The organism is Runella sp. CRIBMP (genome assembly GCF_009905605.1).
Taxonomy (GTDB): domain Bacteria; phylum Bacteroidota; class Bacteroidia; order Cytophagales; family Spirosomataceae; genus Runella.
Genome location: NZ_JAAAKZ010000015.1, coordinates 79,163 through 100,745, shown reverse-complemented (window position 1 = coordinate 100,745; position 21,583 = coordinate 79,163). Strand labels below are relative to the sequence as shown.

At 47.1% G+C, this 21,583-nt stretch carries 16 protein-coding genes; 3 read left to right on the top strand and 13 right to left on the bottom strand.

The genetic code is table 11. From position 1 onward, the window contains the following. Positions 1-23 precede the first annotated feature (23 nt). Together GVN20_RS24385 and GVN20_RS24380 are read right to left on the bottom strand one after the other, a co-directional pair. Positions 24-968: a hypothetical protein gene (locus GVN20_RS24385; protein WP_166560852.1), complete on the bottom strand. Its 945-nt coding sequence runs from the start codon at positions 966-968 to the stop codon at positions 24-26. Between the two features lie 70 nt (positions 969-1,038). Continuing rightward, the gene (locus GVN20_RS24380) at positions 1,039-1,560 is read right to left on the bottom strand and encodes a hypothetical protein (protein ID WP_166560851.1); all 522 of its coding nucleotides are present in this window, start codon (positions 1,558-1,560) and stop codon (positions 1,039-1,041) included. A gap of 42 nt (positions 1,561-1,602) precedes the next feature. Between GVN20_RS24380 and GVN20_RS24375 the strand changes: the two genes are divergently transcribed. Continuing rightward, the gene (locus GVN20_RS24375) at positions 1,603-2,634 is read left to right on the top strand and encodes an acyl transferase (RefSeq protein ID WP_166560850.1); all 1,032 of its coding nucleotides are present in this window, start codon (positions 1,603-1,605) and stop codon (positions 2,632-2,634) included. 107 nt (positions 2,635-2,741) lie between these two features. On the opposite strand, the gene GVN20_RS24370 is transcribed toward GVN20_RS24375, so the two are convergent. The 8 genes from GVN20_RS24370 to GVN20_RS24335 form a co-directional block, all read right to left on the bottom strand. After that, complete coding sequence (locus GVN20_RS24370; RefSeq protein WP_166560849.1) at positions 2,742-4,121, bottom strand: hypothetical protein; 1,380 nt, start codon at positions 4,119-4,121, stop codon at positions 2,742-2,744. 32 nt (positions 4,122-4,153) lie between these two features. Beyond that, on the bottom strand, positions 4,154-4,942 hold the full coding sequence (locus tag GVN20_RS24365; protein WP_166560848.1) for a nucleotidyltransferase domain-containing protein: 789 nt from the start codon (positions 4,940-4,942) through the stop codon (positions 4,154-4,156). Positions 4,943-5,074: 132 nt separating this feature from the next. Next, positions 5,075-8,596 (bottom strand): nitrate reductase, encoded by a 3,522-nt coding sequence (locus GVN20_RS24360; protein WP_166560847.1) that lies wholly within the window; start codon positions 8,594-8,596, stop codon positions 5,075-5,077. A 31-nt stretch (positions 8,597-8,627) separates the two neighbouring features. Then, positions 8,628-9,932, bottom strand: coding sequence for an MFS transporter (locus tag GVN20_RS24355; protein ID WP_166560846.1), 1,305 nt, complete (start codon positions 9,930-9,932; stop codon positions 8,628-8,630). Between the two features lie 453 nt (positions 9,933-10,385). Beyond that, the gene (locus tag GVN20_RS24350; protein WP_166560845.1) at positions 10,386-11,243 is read right to left on the bottom strand and encodes an ABC transporter ATP-binding protein; all 858 of its coding nucleotides are present in this window, start codon (positions 11,241-11,243) and stop codon (positions 10,386-10,388) included. A 97-nt stretch (positions 11,244-11,340) separates the two neighbouring features. Continuing rightward, positions 11,341-12,123 (bottom strand): nitrate ABC transporter permease, encoded by a 783-nt coding sequence (ntrB, locus tag GVN20_RS24345; RefSeq protein WP_166560844.1) that lies wholly within the window; start codon positions 12,121-12,123, stop codon positions 11,341-11,343. Positions 12,124-12,164: 41 nt separating this feature from the next. After that, positions 12,165-13,370: a CmpA/NrtA family ABC transporter substrate-binding protein gene (locus GVN20_RS24340; RefSeq protein WP_166560843.1), complete on the bottom strand. Its 1,206-nt coding sequence runs from the start codon at positions 13,368-13,370 to the stop codon at positions 12,165-12,167. Between the two features lie 127 nt (positions 13,371-13,497). Next, on the bottom strand, positions 13,498-15,042 hold the full coding sequence (locus GVN20_RS24335; RefSeq protein ID WP_206023368.1) for an alginate export family protein: 1,545 nt from the start codon (positions 15,040-15,042) through the stop codon (positions 13,498-13,500). Positions 15,043-15,588: 546 nt separating this feature from the next. Between GVN20_RS24335 and GVN20_RS24330 the strand changes: the two genes are divergently transcribed. Then, positions 15,589-16,830, top strand: a complete 1,242-nt coding sequence (locus tag GVN20_RS24330) for an anthranilate phosphoribosyltransferase (RefSeq protein ID WP_206023367.1) — start codon at positions 15,589-15,591, stop codon at positions 16,828-16,830. A gap of 70 nt (positions 16,831-16,900) precedes the next feature. Here the strand turns inward: GVN20_RS24330 and mnmA are convergent, their stop codons facing one another. The 3 genes from mnmA to GVN20_RS24315 all read right to left on the bottom strand — a co-directional run bounded on the left by mnmA (position 16,901) and on the right by GVN20_RS24315 (position 19,902). Further along, positions 16,901-18,004: a tRNA 2-thiouridine(34) synthase MnmA gene (gene mnmA / locus GVN20_RS24325; RefSeq protein ID WP_166560842.1), complete on the bottom strand. Its 1,104-nt coding sequence runs from the start codon at positions 18,002-18,004 to the stop codon at positions 16,901-16,903. A 160-nt stretch (positions 18,005-18,164) separates the two neighbouring features. Further along, positions 18,165-18,866 carry a LytTR family DNA-binding domain-containing protein gene (locus GVN20_RS24320; protein WP_166560841.1) on the bottom strand — a complete coding sequence of 234 codons (702 nt, stop codon included), beginning with the start codon at positions 18,864-18,866 and terminating at the stop codon, positions 18,165-18,167. Continuing rightward, the gene (locus GVN20_RS24315) at positions 18,859-19,902 is read right to left on the bottom strand and encodes a sensor histidine kinase (RefSeq protein WP_166560840.1); all 1,044 of its coding nucleotides are present in this window, start codon (positions 19,900-19,902) and stop codon (positions 18,859-18,861) included. Before GVN20_RS24315 ends, GVN20_RS24320 begins: the two co-directional genes overlap by 8 nt. Positions 19,903-20,159: 257 nt before the next feature. Between GVN20_RS24315 and GVN20_RS24310 the strand changes: the two genes are divergently transcribed. Further along, a complete protein-coding gene (locus GVN20_RS24310) occupies positions 20,160-21,506 on the top strand; it encodes a phosphatase PAP2 family protein (RefSeq protein ID WP_166560839.1) in 1,347 nt (448 codons plus the stop codon). The last annotated feature ends 77 nt before the right edge of the window (positions 21,507-21,583 follow it).

Here is a 21,583-nt window from a genome sequence, read left to right as displayed (position 1 = left end):
TCTGCAACCGCAGGCTGCCTTTTTTATTGCAGCTGCAACGTATCACGAAGCGGACGATTCTCTGGGGTATTTTGCGTCCAATAGGCTGATAAAAGCGTCTTTTTAAGAATGGCTCGGGTGGTTAGCAATTTTCCCCTGCTTGGGTAGGTATCTTCCCAACCCGTAATGCGGTGCGGGAAATTTTCTTCAAACACAATTTGCAGAATGCGCCCCTCTGCGTAAGCTATTTTGTAGGCCTTCAGGGATTTGCCCATAAAATCGTTGCCTTTATAGGGCTCCATTGACGCAATAGCGGCCATCGGTGCTGTCTTTTGGTGGCGCAGCCGGGCCGCTTTGGTACTCGGAATGATGTTGATAGAACCCACGGGGAGTCTATTGGGAGCAAGGCGCAGACGCGTCCAAAGTTCGTCTTCTAGCAGTGCTTTTTCGGTGGTATAGTCTTCGGTTACATTGTCTTCGAAGTACGAACGCCCCGTTACTTTGTACCCATTGTTTTGATAATTAAGCTGCGTGAATGTGTGCCCGCACCAGTCCTGACTTGTGGTCGAAACTTTGAGGGTTTGAGGAAAGAGCTGGTGGTCAATCGGGGTAAAGACAGACGTATAAATAGAATAGTCATAAATACCCGTAACAAAGCGATGAATGGCATTCAGTTTCAAAACAGGCGTCGATTTGTGACGGTTTTCCTCTTTGTCGAGTTTTACATGTGTGTCGGTTCGGAAGTCTTCGGTGACAAAAACTAGTACGGCTTCGCCAGGGTTTAACGCACCGTATTGTGCTTGTTGAAGCGTGTAGGTACTAATTTCAGCTTTGCCTTTAAACCAATACTCTCCAAAGGTTTTTCGGTCAAAATCGGTTGAAGAGGTGGCGGGTGGCGGTGTTTTCTGAAAAACGGTAGACCCCGTCAGCAATGCCGTTGCCACGCACAGAATGACTACAATGCCGAGAAAATAGGTTTTGACAAACATAAAAAAGTGTTTTAGTAAAAATAGATAATTTTACCGAAACACTTTAAAAAAGCAGCGCAATTGCCCCTTTTTAGAGCAACAAAGGCACCGAAATGGTGTCACTTTCTACGGCATTGCTCACGTTTAGGGCGCGGTCGCGTATGCGTATCTGAAACTTAACGGTTGTCATTCGAGCGTTTCTTGCGTAAGGAAAATACACTGCGTAGTCTAATTTACCTTCAATGGGGCCTCTTTTGCGGTCTGGCTTCAAGACAGGAAAGAATATTTTAGAGTTGGCGGCGAGAATGACCTCTTCAAATTGATTGCCGCTAACTTTTCTGAACGTGCGCAGTTCATAATTTCCCCATGTACCGTAGTTGGGATTGTTGCGGTTGTCGGTGCTTTCGCCCAAATCACCATCGCCATCTTTGAAATCAATGGTAATGACTACCGAATCTTGCTTAGATTGAGAGAAGGGCTCAATGACTTCAAATTTGTCCATGCTGTTGAACACAATTTCTGGAACGGGACTGTAATCGGGAGGGGTCCAACAACTGGTGGTTGCCGCAGAAAATATAATTAACGTAAGGAAAAAACGAATGATAGTCTTCATGGTTGGTAAAGTTATCCGTAATTTGTAAAAAAGTCAAATTTGATGAATCGTCGTCAAGAGTTAAAACAGTTAGTAAAAAATGTCACGCCTGATACCTTCGAGGACGTTGCATTAGCGGTTTTTCGTTGGCAAGCCGTTTCCAATTTTATTTATCGGGAATATTTAAGTCACTTACGCTGCAATCCTGACAAGGTACAGTCGCTGACGCAGATTCCATTTATGCCGATTGGATTTTTCAAAAAACATACCGTGCTCACCGAATCGCCCGTTGTTCAGACCACTTTTGAAAGCAGCGGAACGACTGGCGCTCAAACCAGTCGGCATCATGTAGCCGACTTGGATTGGTACACCGACATTAGCATCCGTATTTTTGAGCAAACGTACGGCCTCTTGTCGAATTGCCATTTGTTAGCCCTTTTACCTTCCTATCTTGAACGAAATAACTCGTCTTTGGTATATATGGTTCAACAATTTATTGTGCAGACGCATTCGTCGGTTTCGGGTTTTTTCCTGCACAATGTGGATGAATTGTTGATAACGCTCAAAAAACTGGCTCAAAACTCCGACGGGCGTACCGTGATTTTGTGGGGAGTTACCTTTGCGTTGTTAGATTTAGCCGAATCCGAGATGTCGCAAGACTTGAAATGCCTCCAAGATATTCCAAGTTTGATGGTGATGGAAACAGGCGGTATGAAGGGACGCCGCCGCGAAATGCTCCGCGAGGAAGTACACGAAGTGCTGACAAAAGCCTTTGGGGTGAAGGTCATTCATTCAGAGTACGGCATGACCGAGCTGCTTTCACAATCGTATTCAAAAGGGGAGGGTATTTTTGATGCTTCGGCTACGATGCGCATTTTATTACGGGACATTAACGACCCTCGGGCGGTGTATGACACCCCCCAATCGGGGCTTCGTTATGGTGGTATCAACGTCGTTGATTTAGCCAATCTGGACTCTTGCGCTTTTATCGAAACGCAGGATTTGGGACGTTTTGTCGGCGAAAATGCCACACGGTTTGAAGTAATAGGGCGTTTTGATAATTCAGACGTGAGAGGCTGTAATCTATTGATTTGAAGTGTTTTGTCTGCGATTTTCAAAGCCTGAGCAAGAGGTTTTTCACAACCTCGTTTAAACAAAATGCTATGCCTGCTTTCGGTTTTGAGGAAGGCAGGCATAGCACATTACGTGATAATCTCCCACGTCACTTCCATGAAATCACTCGCGGGGGCATTGCACGTAGAACATACGTATAAAGCGGGCAAAGGTGGGGCAACGTCGGCCACGGTGAGGCAATGTTTGCACCGCATCACCTTTTCAGTTATCACGGGTTTGAGGGTTGCCGTTGTTCGCATAATCCCCGCTTTTTTTTCGGTGGACAACTGCTCGTAATATTTTTGGGTCAAACGCCTCAATACTTCGGGGAGATTTTTGCGCGCTACATCGGCCGCAAAGGTTTCCCATTCTGTGTTCCCTATGAAAAAATCTGGAGAATGGACAATCCGAAAACGCTGATAATCGGCCGAAAGCGGCTCGATAACAATCGTGGAGGTCGTATCGGCATTCCGTTGACCGATGCTGAAACTCAAACTTGAGGTACGAATCCGGGTGCGCTCAAAGGCATCGACGAGTTCGGTTTTGAGCCGCAGTGCGGCGGCATCGGCATCAGGCAGTTGCCAGTTGAGTTCAAGCGATGAATAATGCGTGTGGATGCCCCAAAGGCCCAATAATTTCTCCCATTGATAAATCGTTTCTTTCGGAATATCGCGGACAATAAACGTTTTGAAAGGAGTAGGGTAGAGGCGGCCGATTTTCGTGTCTTTGCAAAGCTGACAGAGAGCGTCAAGAAACGACGCTTCAAACTCATTGTCGCGCTGATAGAGCCCAATCCAGTAGCGTTCGTCGTAACGATAAATGCCCTCGTGGTGAGGATAGGGCTTGGGTGTAAGTTTTAATTCTTTCTGAATACGGCGCGTTCGTCCCGAAAATTGGGCCGTAACGGTCTGAAATAAGGTATCAAAACTATCAATAGGTTCGGGAGTTTTTAAGGCATTTTCGATGGCGCGGACCCAGTCGGGGATTTGTTCACCGTCAACCAATTCTGGCCATACCTGTAAGGTGCCCAAAGCGGGTAAATTGACTGCTAAATACCAAAACGAAGGGGTAGGAGAAGCCACAAAATTGAGTTCTCCCGTCAAGGGACGAATCAGCTCCTGTGTTGGGTCAATAAGGTTAAGTTTGAGAGTAGGTTGAAAGTCAAACGAATCCAAAATGTCTAAATAGTCACCAGAGCGCAACCACGATAATTTAGGAAAAATGTTCTGCGCCACCACCGACGAAACAATATTAGGGTGAGTGGGAACAGCTTCTTCTACCTGAAACCCCTGCAAACCAAGTTGCAAACGGAGTGCAGATAGTTGAGAATCAGTGCATGGAATCAATAAATCTTGCCGAAATCCTACCTCCATTTTGCCCAGCGCCCATTGCCGCGACAAAGCGGCCAATTGTTGAAGTTCGTCGGGGGTTACTACACCGCCGGGGGTTAAAATGCGTAGATAAGCCATTGGTTTTGGATTATTTATTCGGATGCGTTATGCTACATTTTTTCCACTTTATACAAATATACTTTGACTTCTTGAGCGGCATCTTCTTTCAGTATAATATTTGCGTCGAAAAGGTGCTTTCGTACCTCTTCATAAAGTTGGATGGACTTCCACAGCGCCGCCACCAAATCGGTTTTGGCCATGGGGACTACCGTTTTGCGCAGTTCTGCAAAGTCTTCTAGGGCCAGTTTCGTCTCCACTTTTCGGACACCGCGCGGTTGATTGCCGTTTTTGATGTGTAATAAAGGTCCTAAAACCATCATTCGTATAAAGCCAAGAAAATCAAAGGCTTCAAACAATTCTCCTCGGCCAAGCTTCAGCGTGGCATAATGTATCCAAACCCAGAATCGGTCTTCAATCCATTGATAATCAGGGTAAGGCCACACGGCGGGTGTTTCTTGGATGATACTGGTCAGTTGATGGTCGCGCTCCCATACTACCACGGGATTTTCCACGCGATGATGAAATTCATCTAGCGTCAAAAATTTGATGTCTACGTGCAAAAGCGGATTGCTGTATAAACAAATCAGTAGCCGCGTCTCGCCCACATGCTCTCCCGTGAAGGCGGAAAGAACCGTTCCGAGCTGATTGGCTACGGCTTTCATTTGCTCAGGATTATCAGAAATTTTGGTGGTAGAAACCAACACAAGGTCTAAATCTGAAAACGAATCTGTTTCGTGGGTAATCCAAGAACCAGCAATCGCAAGGCCGAGCATATCTGTTGACTCCTGTAAAACCGCAATAGCGTTGTTAATGAATGATTGAAAAATAGTGTGTTGCATAGTTGCGTTCGTTTTGGGCAATTATTGCAAAACCTTTTCCCAAAATCGAAAGTTCGTACTGTACAATATTTATTTTTAATACTCTTACTTCCAATTTCGTACCTCCTACTTCTTACCTCCGACCTTTCACTTCTACTTCCTTGCTTCTGCCTTCTCACTTCTCCTTTCAAGCATTGCTTTCACCTCAGGTTTACAACTTCCGCAGCCCGTTCCAGCCCCCGTTTGCTGACAAAGCGTCTGAAAATCGGTACAACCGCCCGCAATGGCGTCGCGCAGGTTGCCGTCGCCAACGTTGTTGCATGAACAGACCGTTTTTCCTTTGAGTGCAGGGGCGGATTTGCCGCTTCGAAGCAATTTGAGCCTTTTTTCCGAAAGTTCGGTTTGGTGCTGAATCAATGATTTGAATTCCGTAAATTCTGATTTATCTCCCAACAAAATGGCCCCGACGAGCTTATCGCCGTGAATGATACATTTTTTGTAATATCGTTTTTGTTTGTCCATAAACAGGACTTCTTCGTATTCGGCACCAGCTCCGTTGGCGGGGATTTCGGTCATGCCCAACGAGCATAAATCTAGGCCTTCCATTTTCAGAATATTCATAGAAATGGTCGGCCGATAATAACTTTGAATATCGCCGTTGAAATAGGCACATAATGCTTCGGCCTGCTCCTCAGCGGCAGCCGTAATGCCAAACTGCTGTCCCTCAAATTCGGCCACCTCGCCGATGGCAAAAATGGCTGGGTCGGAGGTTTGGAGATAGGCATTCACTACCACTCCGCGTTGTACATCCAAACCCGCTTTACGGGCGATTTCGACGTTGGGTGTCGTGCCAATCGTTAGTACAACGGCATTACAGTCAATGACTTGGCCTGAGGTGAGGCGAACGCTACCGACTTGGTTATGGTGGCCTGCTAAATATTTGACTTCGTCGTTGTAATAAATATCAATGCTCCGGTCTTTGAGTTCTTCGTGCAGAAGGGTACTCGCCGTGGCGTCCAATTGACGGTTCATCAAGCGCGAAGCTCTGTGAATAACGGTAGCCTGATGGCCTAGCTGGCGCAACGAAGCCGCCAACTCTAGCCCCAATAAACCGCCGCCCACGATGACGATGTGTTTTGCCTGACCAATGCCCAAATGACGCGTTAAACCGTCGGCATCTTGCCGCGTACGCATCGTAAAAACGCCCTCTAAGGATACATCATAATCTTTGGGCATGGCCGACCTACTGCCCGTGGCGATGACGAGGCGGTCGTAGGGATGGAGATTACCTTTTGAGTCAACAACGGTTTTTTGAGTACGGTCAATGTGCTCAATGCTGAGGCCCTCGTAGAGATGAACCAAGGCCCGCTCGTCGTCCTGCATTTTGAGCAATTTCTCCCAACGCATGGCGCCGCTGATATAGTCGGGCAGCATCACGCGGTTATAAAAAGCAAACGGCTCTTTGCTGAATACGTGAATTTCGTCGGTAAGGTTATGCTGGCGGTGGGCCGTCACGAATTTATACGCTGCGGCTCCCGCCCCCACGACGATGATACGCTCCCTGATTTTTTTGAATTTCTTTACTTCAACCGCCGCATATTTAAAATCAGGTTCTTTGGAATAAGGGTCAACCAAATCGCTCGTAATGTTGTTGGCGCGCGCGGCCGTACTTTGAATTATTTTTCCCCAGTGCATGGGTAAAAACACCACTCCTTGCCGAATATCCTCCGTGATTTTGGCGGGTACTTGCACCTGTCCGCGTGGATTTTGAACGGTGACAATGTCGCCTTCTTTGATGCCGCGTTCGTGAGCATCGGCGGGGTTTATTTCTAAAAAAGCCTTCGGGATGTGCTGATTCAGTTTATTAACCCTACCCGTTTTGGTCATCGTGTGCCATTGGTCACGAATACGGCCCGTGGTCAACACCAATGGGAAATCATCGCTGAGCGGTTCGGATTGATTACCGTCGGGAATGGTTTTGATTTGGGCTTTATGAGAAGGGGTATAAAATTGATGATCGGCAAACAGGCGCGGTGTGCCGTTAGATTCTGCCGTTGGTACGGGCCATTGCAGGGTACCTTGGGTGCGTAGCCGCTCGTGCGAGAGCCCGCTGATATCTACGTTGGTTCCTTTGGTAAGGCGAACGTGCTCGTCGTAAATTTCTGACGTATTTCGGTAATTAAATGCGTGACCAAAACCCATTTTATGGGCAAATTTGACGATGATTTCGCTATCGGGGAGGGCTTCTCCTACGGGTTCGTTGAACTGACTGAGGTACGAAACCCGCCGCTCTGAGTTGGTCATGGTCCCCGTTTTTTCGCCCCACGCGGCGGCGGGGAGTACTAGGTCCGCGTAAGCAACCGTATCCGAACGATTGGAAACATCCTGCACCACCACAAACTTGGCGGCCTTTAGGGCTTCTTCTATGAGGTGCGCGTTGGGCAGGCTCACCAGCGGATTGGTACACATGATCCAAATGGCTTTCATGCGGCCATCTTTGAGCGCCTCAAACATTTCGGTAGCGGTCAATCCAGGTTTAGGGTTTAGCGCAGGAACTACCCAAAAATCGGCTACTTCCTGCCGGTGAGCGGGGTCGGCTAAGTTACGGTGCGCAGGCAGGAGATTCGACAGCCCACCTACTTCCCGACCACCCATGGCGTTGGGCTGACCAGTCAATGAAAAGGGCCCTGAACCTGCTTTTCCGATGTGCCCCGTAATCAAATGAAGGTTTAGTAACGCCAAATTTTTGTTGACTCCAATCACACTTTGGTTGAAACCCATGGCCCACATGGAGATAAATCCCTTGGATTTTCCAATGTATTCTACGGCTTGGTGAATGTCGTGGAGGCTGATGCCGCAAATTTTGGCCGCTTCGCGCATGTCACGCTCGCTGACCTGTAAGCGGTAGGTATCGAAGCCTTCGGTGTGGTTTTTGATAAAATGCTCGTCAATGTATCCTCTCGAAATCAGCCCTTTGGCGATGGCATTGAGCAACACCACGTCGGTTCCGGGCTTGATTTGAAGGTGAAGGTCGGCCATGCGAGCGGTATCTGTGCGGCGAGGGTCGACCACGATAAATTTAACCCGTGGGTTGGCGGCTTTGTGTGCCTCCATGCGTCGAAATACAATGGGGTGGTTCCACGCAGGATTGGAGCCCGCAATCAGAAAACAATCCGCCAATTCGATGTCTTCGTAGCTACACGGTACGGAGTCTTCACCCAAGGCCATTTTGTATCCAACCACCGCCGACGACATGCAAAGGCGCGAGTTGGTGTCGAGGTTATTTGAACCGATAAAACCTTTGATAAGCTTATTGACTACGTAATATTCTTCGGTTAAGCACTGGCCAGATGCGTAAAATCCTACCGAGTCGGGACCGTATTTTTCGATAAACGTTTTGAAAACCGCCGCTGCCCTCTCCAGTGCCGTGTCCCACGTAACCCTTTGCAAAGGGGCTTGACGATTGCGGCGCATTTGAGGATACAACAATCGGTCTGTCGTATCCATGACGGTATAGTGCAAGTTTCGCCCTTTAGAACAAAGCATCCCTTTGCTCGATGGGTGGTCAGGGTCGCCCTCCACGGAAATATGTCCGTTACGAGTTTTCTGAACCACTACCCCGCAGCCGACGCCGCAGTAGCAGCAAGTGGTTTTATGTGCCGTTGTTCCTTTCATAATAGGCTTACAATAAACAAGGTGGTTAGCGTTACGCCGTTTGTAGCTCAGTTTCTACCTGTTCAACGGTCACCGTTCTACCGAAATTAATCAAAAACAACAACAAGCCCACCACCGCGACGATACCGCCGATGTACATAAATGCTTGTCCGTAAGAAATGGACTGGGATTTAAACAAGAAGCCCATTAACATTCCTCCCACGTTGCCACCTGCACCGACTACGCCCGATATTACCCCGACAGCTTTGGGATTGATAAACGGTACGATGGCATACGTGCCGCCGTTGGCCATTTTCAAAAACATCGCAAAAGTGAGCATCGAAACAATGGCCATCGTCAGATTTCCTGATTGCGCAAAAAGTAAAATTCCTAATCCTTCCAGCAATAACATAGAAGCCAGCAGGATGCCTTTGCCCCGCATACCGTATTTTTGACCTATCTTATCGGCCACAATTCCGCCCACGGCGCGGGCAAAAATATTCATAAACCCAAACAGCATGGCCCAGAAACCCGCTTCAGTTTCTTCCATGTGGAAGTTGTCAAAGAAATAAAGCGCTGCTACGCCATCGAAGGTAATTTCCATGCCAAAGCAGCAGGCATACGCAATCGCCAAGGCCCAGACGCGCACGTCGGCGCAGGCTTGCCAAAACGGTACGCTTGATTTGGTAGCAGCGGTGCGGTTGATTTCGTCGTAGTTGCCAGCGGGGGTATCTTTTGTGTATTTCCAGTAAATAAAGGCCATTACCAACATCATCAGCCCTGGAAAAATCATGGCCAAACGCCACGCATCGGCTTTGACAAACCCAAATCCGATGATGGTAGCCATAATGAGTGGCATGGCCAACTGCGTGATGCCACCGCCAAGGTTACCCCAGCCGCCAGCTACGGCATTGGCCGTTCCTTTGATGCTCGGGGCAAACATGGCCGAAGTATGAAATTGCGTAATGACAAACGACGCTCCAATAACGCCGATGGCCAAACGGAAAAGTAAAAAGGATGTATAATCATGCGCCAAACCGACAAGCATGACGGGCAATGAGCCAACCACCAACAAGGCCGTGTAAGTTTTGCGCGGGCCCCAACTGTCGCAGAGCTTTCCGATGATCAGGCGGGCAAAAATAGTGGCTGATACCGCCGCAATGATGGTGTTTCCTACCTGAGGCTTGGTCAATCCCAAATCGGCCCGAATGGCGGGCATCAGGGGCGCTATGCCAAACCAACCAAAGAAACAGACGAAAAAAGTCATCCACGTAATGTGGAACGTACGCATTTGGACGCCGCTGAAACTGAATACGTTTAGCTGAGGAAGGGGTTGATTGTTAGGTGGTTGACCCATGACGCTTGCTTGTTTGAGTTTAAAACATAAAGCCAGCGTAAAGGCGTGAAGCGATGCAAAAGTAGAAAGCCGTCTACCACAGTCAGTGACAAATTTTCACCCGCCTTTTCCTCCCAAAGAAAAGGCTTGTTACAGATCACTGACTGCGATTTGGACTTGGATACCTGCATCGGTTGAGCGCCGCCACGCTGCACCGATTTGGTATATCAAACGTACAAAATAAACGAGTATACTCAAAGTAATTTATGAGTATTTTTCACTAAAAATAGAAAGTTCTTCAAAATTTTATACTTAATTTTACTAAAAATGCAAAATTGGCTTTCTTTTTAAGTGTTTTTTAAACTAAGTATTGCAGAAATTACTCAATTTTATAATTTATCAAAAAATGCAAAACCTGTCAGGTTTTGAAGTCCTGACAGGTTTGTGCTGCTTCTGTTGTGGTGTACTAGCCGATTAATCGTCTTCAATCGAAAACTTATCGAACAATAAGCCCATTAGTCGGTCGTGAATCTCCATGTAGGCTGGGTCATGGACAATGTCTTTTTTGTTACGGGGCCGGGGGAGCCGTACATCAACTATTTCTTTGATGGTGGCGGCGGGGCCATTGTTCATGACCACCACGCGGTCGGAAAGAAAAATGGCTTCTTCGATGTCGTGCGTTACCATTACAATAGTTTTGTTGCGGTTGTCAAGGTTCCAGAGCTTGAGCAGTTCAATGTGCATGGAGCCTTTGGTCAACGCATCCAACGCCCCAAACGGCTCATCGAGCAGCAAAATGCTAGGGTTGATGGCAAACGCCCGCGCAATGGCGACACGCTGTTTCATCCCGCCCGAAAGTTGGCCCGGAAGCTTGTCTTTGTGCGGCCAAAGGTTGACCATTTTGAGGTTTTCTTCGGTGATTTCGCGTTTTTCAGCCGATGTTTTCCCCTTAAATACAGAATCAACGGCTTCGTAAATGTTTTGATAAACGCTGAGCCAAGGCAGCAAAGAGTAGTTTTGGAAAACAATACCACGGTCGGGACCAGGCCCTTTTACGAGGTTGCCATTGGCCATTACCGTGCCGCTTGTCGGCTGGGTCATGCCCGAAATCGTGCCCATAAGCGTGGATTTACCACAGCCAGAATGGCCGATAAGTGCCACGATTTCACCTTTTTGAATGGTTAAATCAATGTCTTGGATGGCCGTAAACGTGCCTTTGGGGGTTTTGAACGCCACCGAGATGTTTTTTACTTCAATGGAAGCGGGGCGTGATTGGATTTTATGAAACTCACTCGCGGAGTCGACGGGAGCGGAGATAGGATTGAGAGTCATGTTATGAGTGGTTAGTGAATAGTGGAGTGTGGTTGGTGAGGGTACTTTTGAAATGTAATTTACTGAGCACCAGTCACTGACCACCAACTACCATTTATTAAGCAAATGCAAATCGTTTTTGAAGCCAATCAAAGCCCTTGTCGAGTAGTAATCCCACCGTGCCGATGATTAAGATGGCCGAGAGGATTTTCTCTAAGCTGAGCGCGTTCCAACTGTCCCACACAAAAAAGCCAATTCCGACGCCTCCAGAGAGCATTTCGCCCGCCACGATCACCATCCACGCCACGCCGATGCTTAGACGTAACCCTGTGATAATGTGCGGTAAAGCAAACGGGATGATGACTTTGATGATGTATTTCCAACGAGAAAAGCCGTAAGCCTTCGCCACGTTTTTATGGTCTTGTGGAATTGAGGCCACGCCAAAGGCAGTATTGATTAATGTAGGCCATACGCTGGTGACAAAAATGATAAAAATCGTTGCACCCTCGGCGGCTTTGAACGCCAACAATCCCAACGGAAACCACGCCAACGGCGATACTGGGCGCAAAATCTGGATAATCGGATTGATGAGTCGGAAGGCCGTTTTGCTGGATCCGATAAGCAACCCAAGAGGAATGGCTACGAGGCTGCCCAATCCAAAGCCGCTGAATACGCGGATAAGTGAGCTGATCAATTGATTTCCAATGCCTTTGTCGTTAGGCCCATAATCGTAGAAAGGAGTGGCGAGCATTTCATTAAAGACCGACCAAGTCATCAGAGGCGACGGGATTTCGCGGTTGGTAAGGAGGGAAATGCCCCACCAAGCGCCGATTAAAATGACCGCACTTCCTATGCCAAACAACAATGGGAGGTAGGTTTGTATATTAAGTAATTTCTTCATTTTCGTAACTTTGATGGTTGATATTCAATTACATACCATGATTATTTCTTTGCGGAAGCCAGATACGCAGGAATGTTGCCAGGGTCAAACATTACATCGTAAGTGGTTTTGAAAGCTTTCATGTCGTCGGTCATGACGGGGACTTTGGCTTCGCGGGCTACTTCGGCGTAGAGGTCGTCCAAGATGAGTTTTTCGGCAATGCCCTTAAAATCGGGGTTGGATTTCAACATTCCGAACCGAACGTACTGCGCCAAAAACCACATTCCGTGTACTTTGCGGGGCGTGTTGACAAAACCTTTATTGTAAAAAGTCATGTAATCGTCTTTGTATTTCTGAACGCCCAATTCGCAACCTAAATCGTTGGAACCTAGCAAACGGGCTTCAATGACGGGCAAAGCGGCGTTGACGTAATAAGGTTTGGAAAGCCAGCCCGCCGCTTTTTTGCGGTTGCCCATGTTGTCGAGCCACTGACAGGCTTCCAAAACGGCTTTCATGACATTTTTGAGGTTTTCGCGCTCTTTGGCGGCAAATTGCTTATTGACAACCAACGCTTTTTCGGGGTGGTGTTTCCAAATATCTTGACTGGCAATCTCCGTAAAGCCGATATTTTGGGCGGCTGCCATTCCATTCCAAGGTTCGCCTACGCTGAACCCCTCCATGTTGTCTACGCGCATATTAGCCACCATTTGCGGCGGCGGAATCGTGATAATCCCCACTGATTTTTGGTTAATACCTGCGGCGGCCATCCAGTTGCGAAGCCAAATATCGTGCGTGCCGCCTGGAAAAGTCATGGCAAAAGTTACTTCTTTGCGGGCTTGTACTTGCTTGACGGCGGCGGCGACTTTATTCATTTCTTTGAACCCTACCAATCCGCAAAAATCTTTGGAAAGTGTGATGCCTTGGCCGTTGTTGTTCAAAACCATTGCAATCTGCATTTCGGAGCCTGCTTTTCCGCCCAAGCCGGTGTAGACCGAGAAAGGCATCCCAAAGAGGCAATGCGCGCCGTCGAGTTCGCCGTTGAGTATTTTATCGCGAATGTTGGCCCAAGAGGCTTCTTTAGAAAGAACCACATCGACGCCGTACTTCTGAAAGAACCCCAACTCTTTGGCGGCTACCAGCGGGGCACAGTCGGTGAGGGGAATAAAGCCTAATTTTACTTGGGGCAAGACCGCTTTGCGCATCGACATTCCAGCCATCAAAATAAGGGCCGCCAACGGCGCGAGAATAATTTTATAGGTAGTTTTCATTGGATAAAGACATTGTAAGAGCAGACGCTGGGCCACTGGCCGCGTAAATTGCTTTTGGTGAAATTTATTAAGTGATTTTATAAGACTTGCCAAGTTTTTGAAACTTAGCAAGTCTGTCCTGCCGTAGTTATTGTTTAATCGCTACGGGTTTTGTATAGAAGAAATCGGGGCGAATATTGAGCATCAAATAGGCCCAATTGGCACCGTGTTTGGCTTTGTCCATCGTGCCCAATTTCCCATATTCGAGGCTGTTGGAGCCTTTTAGGTAGCAATAGCCCAATTCTACGTTGGTAAACTTATTGAGGTTGTAGTTGAGGATAAAATCAAATTCGTTGCCCAACTGACGGCTGATTTTGCCACCTGCGGCGTCCAAGCCGTTTTTCATGTCATTGGCCAAGGCAAAATTGTGAATGTCGAAGGTAAAGTATAGGTTAGGATTAGCCACGTATTTTGTCTTGAAGAAAGCATTTCCTAAACCACCAGCGGGTGCGCCAGTACCTACGTAGAAATAATCCATGTAGCCCCAGTGTTTGTGCGGAGTGCCGTACAGAGGGTCAAACCGGTGGTCCTTGCCGTCGGGCGAAACGGTGTTGTTGCCCGAAAGTACTTCATAACCTGGCCCAAATGAGAATTTGCCTTTCTGAATAGAAACGTTGGCCCCGTAGTGATAGGCGCTCAGGCTTTGGCCGTCGCGATTTTTGCCGCCCTGCTTGTATGCAAACGCCTGCCAAGCAATTTTACCTAATTTTGAAGAAGCATTACCGATCAACCCAGTAAGCATGGCTCCGTAAGTAATGCGACTATTAACGCCCTCTACGTCGTACCGGCGGCCATACACTACGCCGTTGGCGGTGCTACCGAGGCTGTCTATACGGTACTTCTGAAAATCGTCTTTGAAGAAAAGCCCCGAGAATTTTGTTTGTCCAAATTTACGGCTGACGTACAGCATCTGCATGGATTTAAACATTTGATTTTGGCCGTTGGTGCTGAGCGGAGATGCCAACACTGGAGCGCCGCCCTTGCCTGAAGTCGGAATGAAATCGGTTGGAATACTCACAAAAGCACCTTTAGAATTGGCGACCGTGGCGGGGACATTGCCTGCCGCATAGAAAGTGCCCGCTCGGCCAAAGGCATCGGAATTTTGGTTGAAGGCCGCGCCCAAGTCGATTTGCCAGCCGTTTTTCATAGCTTTGAGCAGGGCCATATCAAACCGCCGCCCCTGCTGGAGCCAGTCCAAATTGCCGAGCAAACGTACATCGTCATAGATTAATTCCTGACGTCCTATTTTAAGAGATAAGTTGTCTAATGCCTTGAATTTGAGGGTAGTATCGGCGCTGTTGGCCAAAATCACTTCGGCCCAAGCTTCGTGCAAAAATAACTTTGAGCCGTCGGTGTTATTGATAGAAGCAGCATCTTGTCCCCAGACCCTTACATCCCGAACGTTTACACCAAACGTTAGACGATCCCATTTGTAGCCGAAGATAAGGCTGGTGCGCTGGGAAGTGAAGGCAGCAGGCTTTGCCCCCGATTTGGGAAGGTTACCTACTCCGTCCCTAATTTCAGTTCGTGTTCGGAGTTGACCTTGCAACGAAAGTTGCGCATGAGTAGTTTTGCTTAATGCAAAGATTAAAAGAACCGCGCCAAAGCACTTGACGTGTAATGGTTTTTTCATAAATTTGTAATGTTTTAAGTTAATCCCTAATTTAAAACTGCTAATAGCCCCGTCAGAACCGCCATTCTGCGGGGTTTTTCTTTTTCCTTACCAACGAGCGTCCGCCAACGCTGCTGTAAGTTTACGTAAGAGCTACCGATGTTTATGAGGTGGGAATGAATGTATTTCTTTAAAAAGTACTATTTAAAAAAGAGGTGTTTCTGTAAAGGTAAATTTCTGTAAAAAACTTAATCAAAAAATATAGTTCTTTAAAAAAAGATTATTAGAAAAGTTTATACATTTACTTTTGATTTTTATCAGAATAATATTTGCCTTTCTTGCCTGCTTAATAATTTTACTTAAAGGTATGCTGAAAATGAACTTTCTCCAAATATTACATTCATTTTTTAGGTTAAAATCTAAAAGTTCTTTATTTTTTATAAAAGTTTCTTTTAAAAAGTACTATTTTTAGGTTTGAAAGTTGTAAAAGTTGAAATTTTAGTTTTTTTTAAACTAAGTAATTTTTAAGTAATTGTGACGGATCTTAATTTCGCTATAAAATACAATTTGAATACTGCGCTTGCCAAAGGAATTAAGCAGGCAGGTATTGGCAAGCATGGTAGCAAGCCACTCTCTTCAGAGTTGGTAGACGAGTGTTTGCAGGAGTTGCAGAGCGGCCAGGCCAATGACTTACAGAAAGGAGCGTTTTTTGGCGCTTTGATGATGAAAGGCCCCACGGAGGCAGAGCTCAAACTGGAAGCGTACATTGGCAAGCACGCGTTTGCTAATCCCGTTTTTTTTCTCAACAAGCTGTGTCCTGATTTACCTCAACACCTGTTTCCGATTGGCGTAAAGTTGTTGAACGGTAAATCGTTGCAAGTATCGGAGGCGCATCAGTTGGGCGACTTCCTGATGTCGGATGAGCTGTGCGAGACGTTCCGGGGGATGGCAGTTAGCATATTGCGGGTTCGGTATGAAACAAATGACGAATACCAAGGCTTGCACAATGCAGTCATGAGCACCTACGCGCCGGGTTTTCAACGGCACGTCAAAACGAAATTTCCGATTGTTCAATTGGCGGAGCCTTTCGACGGTGTAGAACATTCGTACATGATAACTCCGTTGCTGGCGTATTTTTTTCAGGAGCGAAATTATAATGCGGTCACGGCCATCGGACGCTCTTCTGGGCCGAAGTATACGTTCAATTCCCACGATCTATATCTTTATTTGGGTAGTTGGTTGTTGGCCGATAACCATGAGTTGTTGGAAATGAACCCGACGTTTGGGTGGGTGCTTGACCAAAAAGCATTATCTCCCCCGTTGGACAATTGGGTGGAGCGTCGCCGAACCACCATCAAGCGCCCGTTTCTGGCCACCCTCGAAAAAGTCTTAAACCCTTGCGGAGCCCGTATTCTGGTTACGTCGGTATTTCACATTACGTACCAGATGAAAATGGCGGAGTTGGCCCTTATGGCAGGATTTGACGGGGTAATGGTGCTGAAACGCGGGCTGGAAGGTAGCCTTGCGCCTGCTACTTCCAAAGCAAGCGGGTTGCTGTGTGCGGTACGTAATTCCAACGGTCACTTATTTTTTACCCGTTTGGAGCATGATTTTCCCGCGTTTGAACAATTCCGCACAGAAACCGACGACGAAATAGCATCGCCTACGGCCGAAATAAATGCTGCCTTGATTCGAAAATATTTGCACAACGGGCGTACTGATTACGCTGATTTTGATAACCGGGTAAACTACGCCAAAGCCCTGTATATGCGTGGCTTAGATTGGATTGAAAGCCAGATTGGGTATTGATGTGGTAGACATTGGACTGAGCGTTCATCCCTTGTCCAATGTCTACTATCTATTTTTCTTCTTTTTCGATTTACTGCCGAAAGCTCTTGCTGATCCAGCCGCCGCCCACTACGTCGTCGCCTTCGTAGAACACCGCCGCTTGCCCGGGAGCAATGGCACTGACGGGATCATGAAACAAGACCTGAATACGGTCGTCGCCTTCCTGTATAATTGTGGCGGGCGTACCTTCGTGCTTGTACCGGACTTTGGTCACGGTTTCTAGCGGGCCTTCGATACGGGCGTATTTTTGAAGATTAAGTTTTGAGACGTACATGCCGTCGCGTTCGAGGTCTTTGTCAATGCCCAACACTACTTCGTTGGTATCCTTGCGTATTTCGGTCACAAATACAGGGTATCCCAGCGCAATGCCTAAGCCCTTGCGTTGGCCGATGGTGTAAAAAGGATAGCCTTCATGTTTGCCCACGACCGTGCCGTCTTGCATCACGTAATTGCCGCCCATTACTTGGCTTTCAAGCTCAGGCATACGACGTTTGAGAAAGCCCCGGTAGTCGTTATCGGGCACAAAACAGATTTCGTAGCTTTCTGATTTATTGACCAAATCCATGAAACCGCGCTCTTTGGCCATCTCCCTAATTTCGGTTTTGCGCAAGTGTCCGAGCGGAAGTTTTGTCCGCGACAGGCTTTCTTGTGACACCCCCCACAGTACATAACTCTGGTCTTTCCACGTATCTACGCCTTTAGACACAATGAATCGGTCGTTTTCCTGACGCATATTGGCGTAGTGGCCCGTGGCAATAAACTCACAATCGAGTCGGTCGGCGCGGCGCAGTAGGGCATCCCATTTGATGTGGGTATTGCACAGCACGCAGGGATTGGGCGTGCGCCCTTCAAGGTACTCACCCGTAAAATGGTCGATGACGTAATCACCAAACTCTGTTCTGATGTCTAATATGTAATGAGGAAAGCCCAGTTCAACGGCCACGGTACGGGCGTCGTTGATGGAATCAAGGGAGCAGCAGCCGGTTTCTTTTTTTGAGCCGCCGCTGCCGGCATAGTCCCAGGTTTTCATGGTCATGCCGATGACCTCATAGCCCTGCTCGTGGAGTAATACTGATGCCAGTGAACTGTCGATGCCGCCGCTCATGGCGACCAAAATGCGTCCGTGTTTGCTCATAATTGTATCTGACCGAGGTTCAAAGCCTCGCGATGATTGGTTTGATATATATTTGTTTTACTTGTTGTTTCAGCCTGTTTTATCTGGCCAATTTTTCATTAACAAATTTTTGAGTAAATCCATTCAGCCGATAGCCCATAATTTCAGAGGCTATCATTCATCAAAGGTCCTCAATGCTCTCTCGATAGCCCCGACCAATGGGAATAGATACGCCATTTACTTCCACGATGTCAGCGGTATATGACTCAATTTTGGAGACCGAAATAATAAAGGACCGGTGAATGCGCTTAAAGTCGTTGGTGGGTAACAAAGCCTCCATCTCGTGCGTGCTCATTTTAGAGAGGTACTCATTTTTGGTCGTAACGATGCGGATGTATTCCCGCTGACTTTCGATGTAAATAATTTCTGAGAATAAAATTTTTACCTTCTTCTTCTGAACATTCAAAAATAGGTAGTCTTTTGTTTCGTGGGTTTCGTGGGTTTCGTGGGAAGGACGGATGTCCTTTGGCGGCACTTTGATCTTATTGATCGCTACCAAAAAACGCTCAAAATCAATGGGTTTTAACAGATAATCGGCGACGTTCAGGTTAAAGCCTTCGACGGCATATTGATGATACGCGGTGGTGATGATGACGGCTGGCGGATGCGTGAGCGTTTTTAAAAAGGCCATTCCTTTTAGCTTTGGTAAATGAATATCCAAAAACAGCAGGTCAACGGCGTGTTCCCGAAGGTAATCAGTGGCCAGAATCGCATCCTTAAACGTGCCTTTTAACTCCAGAAAGGGTACCTGCGAAACATAATCCGCCAACACTTTTACGGCCAGTGGTTCGTCTTCGATGATAATGCATTTGAGTTTAGACATGGCTTTTAAGATTGATTTTTAAGGTAGCGGTAAACGCTGATTCGTTCTGTTGGATGGATAGGGTGTAGTCAGTATAGAGCAGTTGCAATTGTCGCCGCAGATTGGAAAGACCGATATTTTCTTTTACACGCGGCCGGTCGGAAAAGGTTTCCGTGGAATTTTTTACCACAAATGATAACTGCCGCTGATTGACCGATAGATGAATATCGACAAAAGGATGCTCTCGGGTCTCGGAAACACCGTGTTTAAAGGCATTTTCCACCAGCGGTATCAGAAGCAGTGGGGGCAAAGCCTGTTTCATATCTTCGACATCATGGTTGAAATTGACCTGTAATGAATCATCATACCGCAGCTTTTCGAGGGCAATATAATCATTCATTATTTTCAATTCCTGGTCAATGGCAATGTATGCTCCCCCAGCCTCATAGAGCATAAAACGTAGCAGTTGCGACAGCCGTAAAATTGATTCAGGTGCCAAGTCGGATTTATCCCGGGCCAAAGAATAAATATTGTTGAGGGTATTGAACAAAAAATGCGGATTGGTTTGGGATTTGAGGTAGTTCAGCTCGGCTTCCTGTTTTTCGATCCGCAATTGTTGGGCCGCCTGTTTTAATTTCCGGTAATCATATATATGCCTTACGATGCCAAAAAAGAAGACGGAAAACAGGCTGAAGGGAACATGAGCTGCCACTCCTTCCCGAGGGGAAGAATAGGCTTTTAAGGAAAAATAAACGTGTAATCCAATGCCGATATACCGCCAGAAATAGAAGCCAAAAGAGTATAGAAGAAGATGGGCCCCCAACAGGAACGGTGCGATAAAAATGCGCTTCCATGAACGCCGTAAATAGGGAAGAGTGTACTCAAAAAACAGAAAGTTTAAAACCACTAGATAACTGACTAGCCAAAGGTTGTTCACGATCCTTTTGAGAAACGTTTCGGGATTGCTCACTAAATCACCAAATAATGAGAGCAACAAATACCCAACGCCAATCCGAAGGTATAATTTGAATCGTTCGCGGTCTACGGGTCTGTTCATGCTGCTATTTTAGGAAATAAATTTCGACAATTCAGTTCCATTTCATTTTGTAGACGACCGAATGAGCATTTTGGTCAATAAACGACCCAAAAACGTCAATCAAAAAAATCAAAAGCGGTATTCTTCACTGCGTCTCGGCATCTTTATGCAATCATTGTTTTTAATACGTTGTGTGTTGACCGTAAGGTGCCGTTGATTGACACGGCCTTTCAGCCTATTTTTTCATGAGGTATTCTTGCAAAAAAAACACGCAGTCTATGAAAAAAAGTGTAGCAATTTTGGTAGCCGTTTGGGTAACGGCTGTGTCACTACAGGCGCAGGTAGAACCGGCCGCAAGCCATTGGAAAACATGGTTCATTCCCTCTGGTAAAGCCTATCGTTTACCGCCACCTCCCGCGTACAAGGGCGAAGTTACGCAGGTGCTTTCACGCCAACAATCCCTGAGTGCTGTTGGTCGCCAGCAGATCATGTATTGGAATGCTGGGGCACCCGGGTATCGTTGGCAACAACTGATGGGGGAATTATGGATGAACGGTTCGAGCCGTGAAGGGGCACTGGCAAATATGCTGCTTGGTGTAGCTACGTATGATGCTACGATTGCGGCATGGGATACCAAGTATGCCTATGACCGTCCGCGTCCGTACGAGGTTGATAAGCGAATAAAGGTGTATGCCCCAAAAACCGACAACCCGTCGTATCCCTGTGAGCATTCGGTGGCGGCCGGTGTGGCGGTAACGCTCATCGCTCATTTTTATCCTTCATTGGCCGATTCGGTGCATCGTATGGCGCAGCAGCTCATGGCCTCACGGGTTGCGGCAGGGGTGGCTTTTCCGAGCGATACGCAGGCGGGCTTTGAACTTGGTAAACGGGTTGCCGAAAAAGAACTGGAACATACCAAAGGCTTTGTTCCTAAAAAAGAGTGGGATGGAAAAAGGCCCGAAGGTACGAACTACTGGCAGGGAAAGCCTTCGTTTCCGTTGGCGGGCCTAAACAAAACCGTCGCGCTGGACAGTAGCAGTCAGTTCCGTCCTGGGCCGCCGCCTGATTTTGCCAAGGAGATGGAAGAAATTAAAAACTTCAAGCCTACGTTTCGTTCCACGGCCAATGCCTTTTTTTATGCCGACAATAATTTTTGGGATGATGTGCTGCACAAAAAGATATTTGAGTACAACCTGCACCTGAATCCCCCACGAGCGGCCCGATTGTATGCCATTGCCGCTATCGGAATGTACGATGGATTTTCTGCCTGTTGGGACGCTAAGTATACGTATTGGGGTACGCGTCCCGATCAATATGATACTTCCTACCGACCAGTGCTGTTTTTTACCCCGCCCTTCCCAGGGTATCCTTCCGGACATGCCATGTTGGGTAGCGTCATGGCAGAGCTGTATTCTTATTTCTTTCCTTCAGAAAAAGCGTATTTTCAGAAAAAAGCCAAAGAAGGAGCCGAATCCCGCTTTCAGGGAGGTATCCACTTCCGAACCGACAATGAAGTAGGATTAGAGATGGGAAAAAAGGTGGCCGCTTTTATTGTTGAAAAAATAAAGACGGATGGCGCCGATGATGAGTTGTCATTGCCGAAACAAAAAAAAGGTGGATTATAATGCTGCTGACTGTAGTCATTGTCATTGTTGAACAATAACAGATACAGATTGAAAATTTTACAACGTTCCCCTTATGT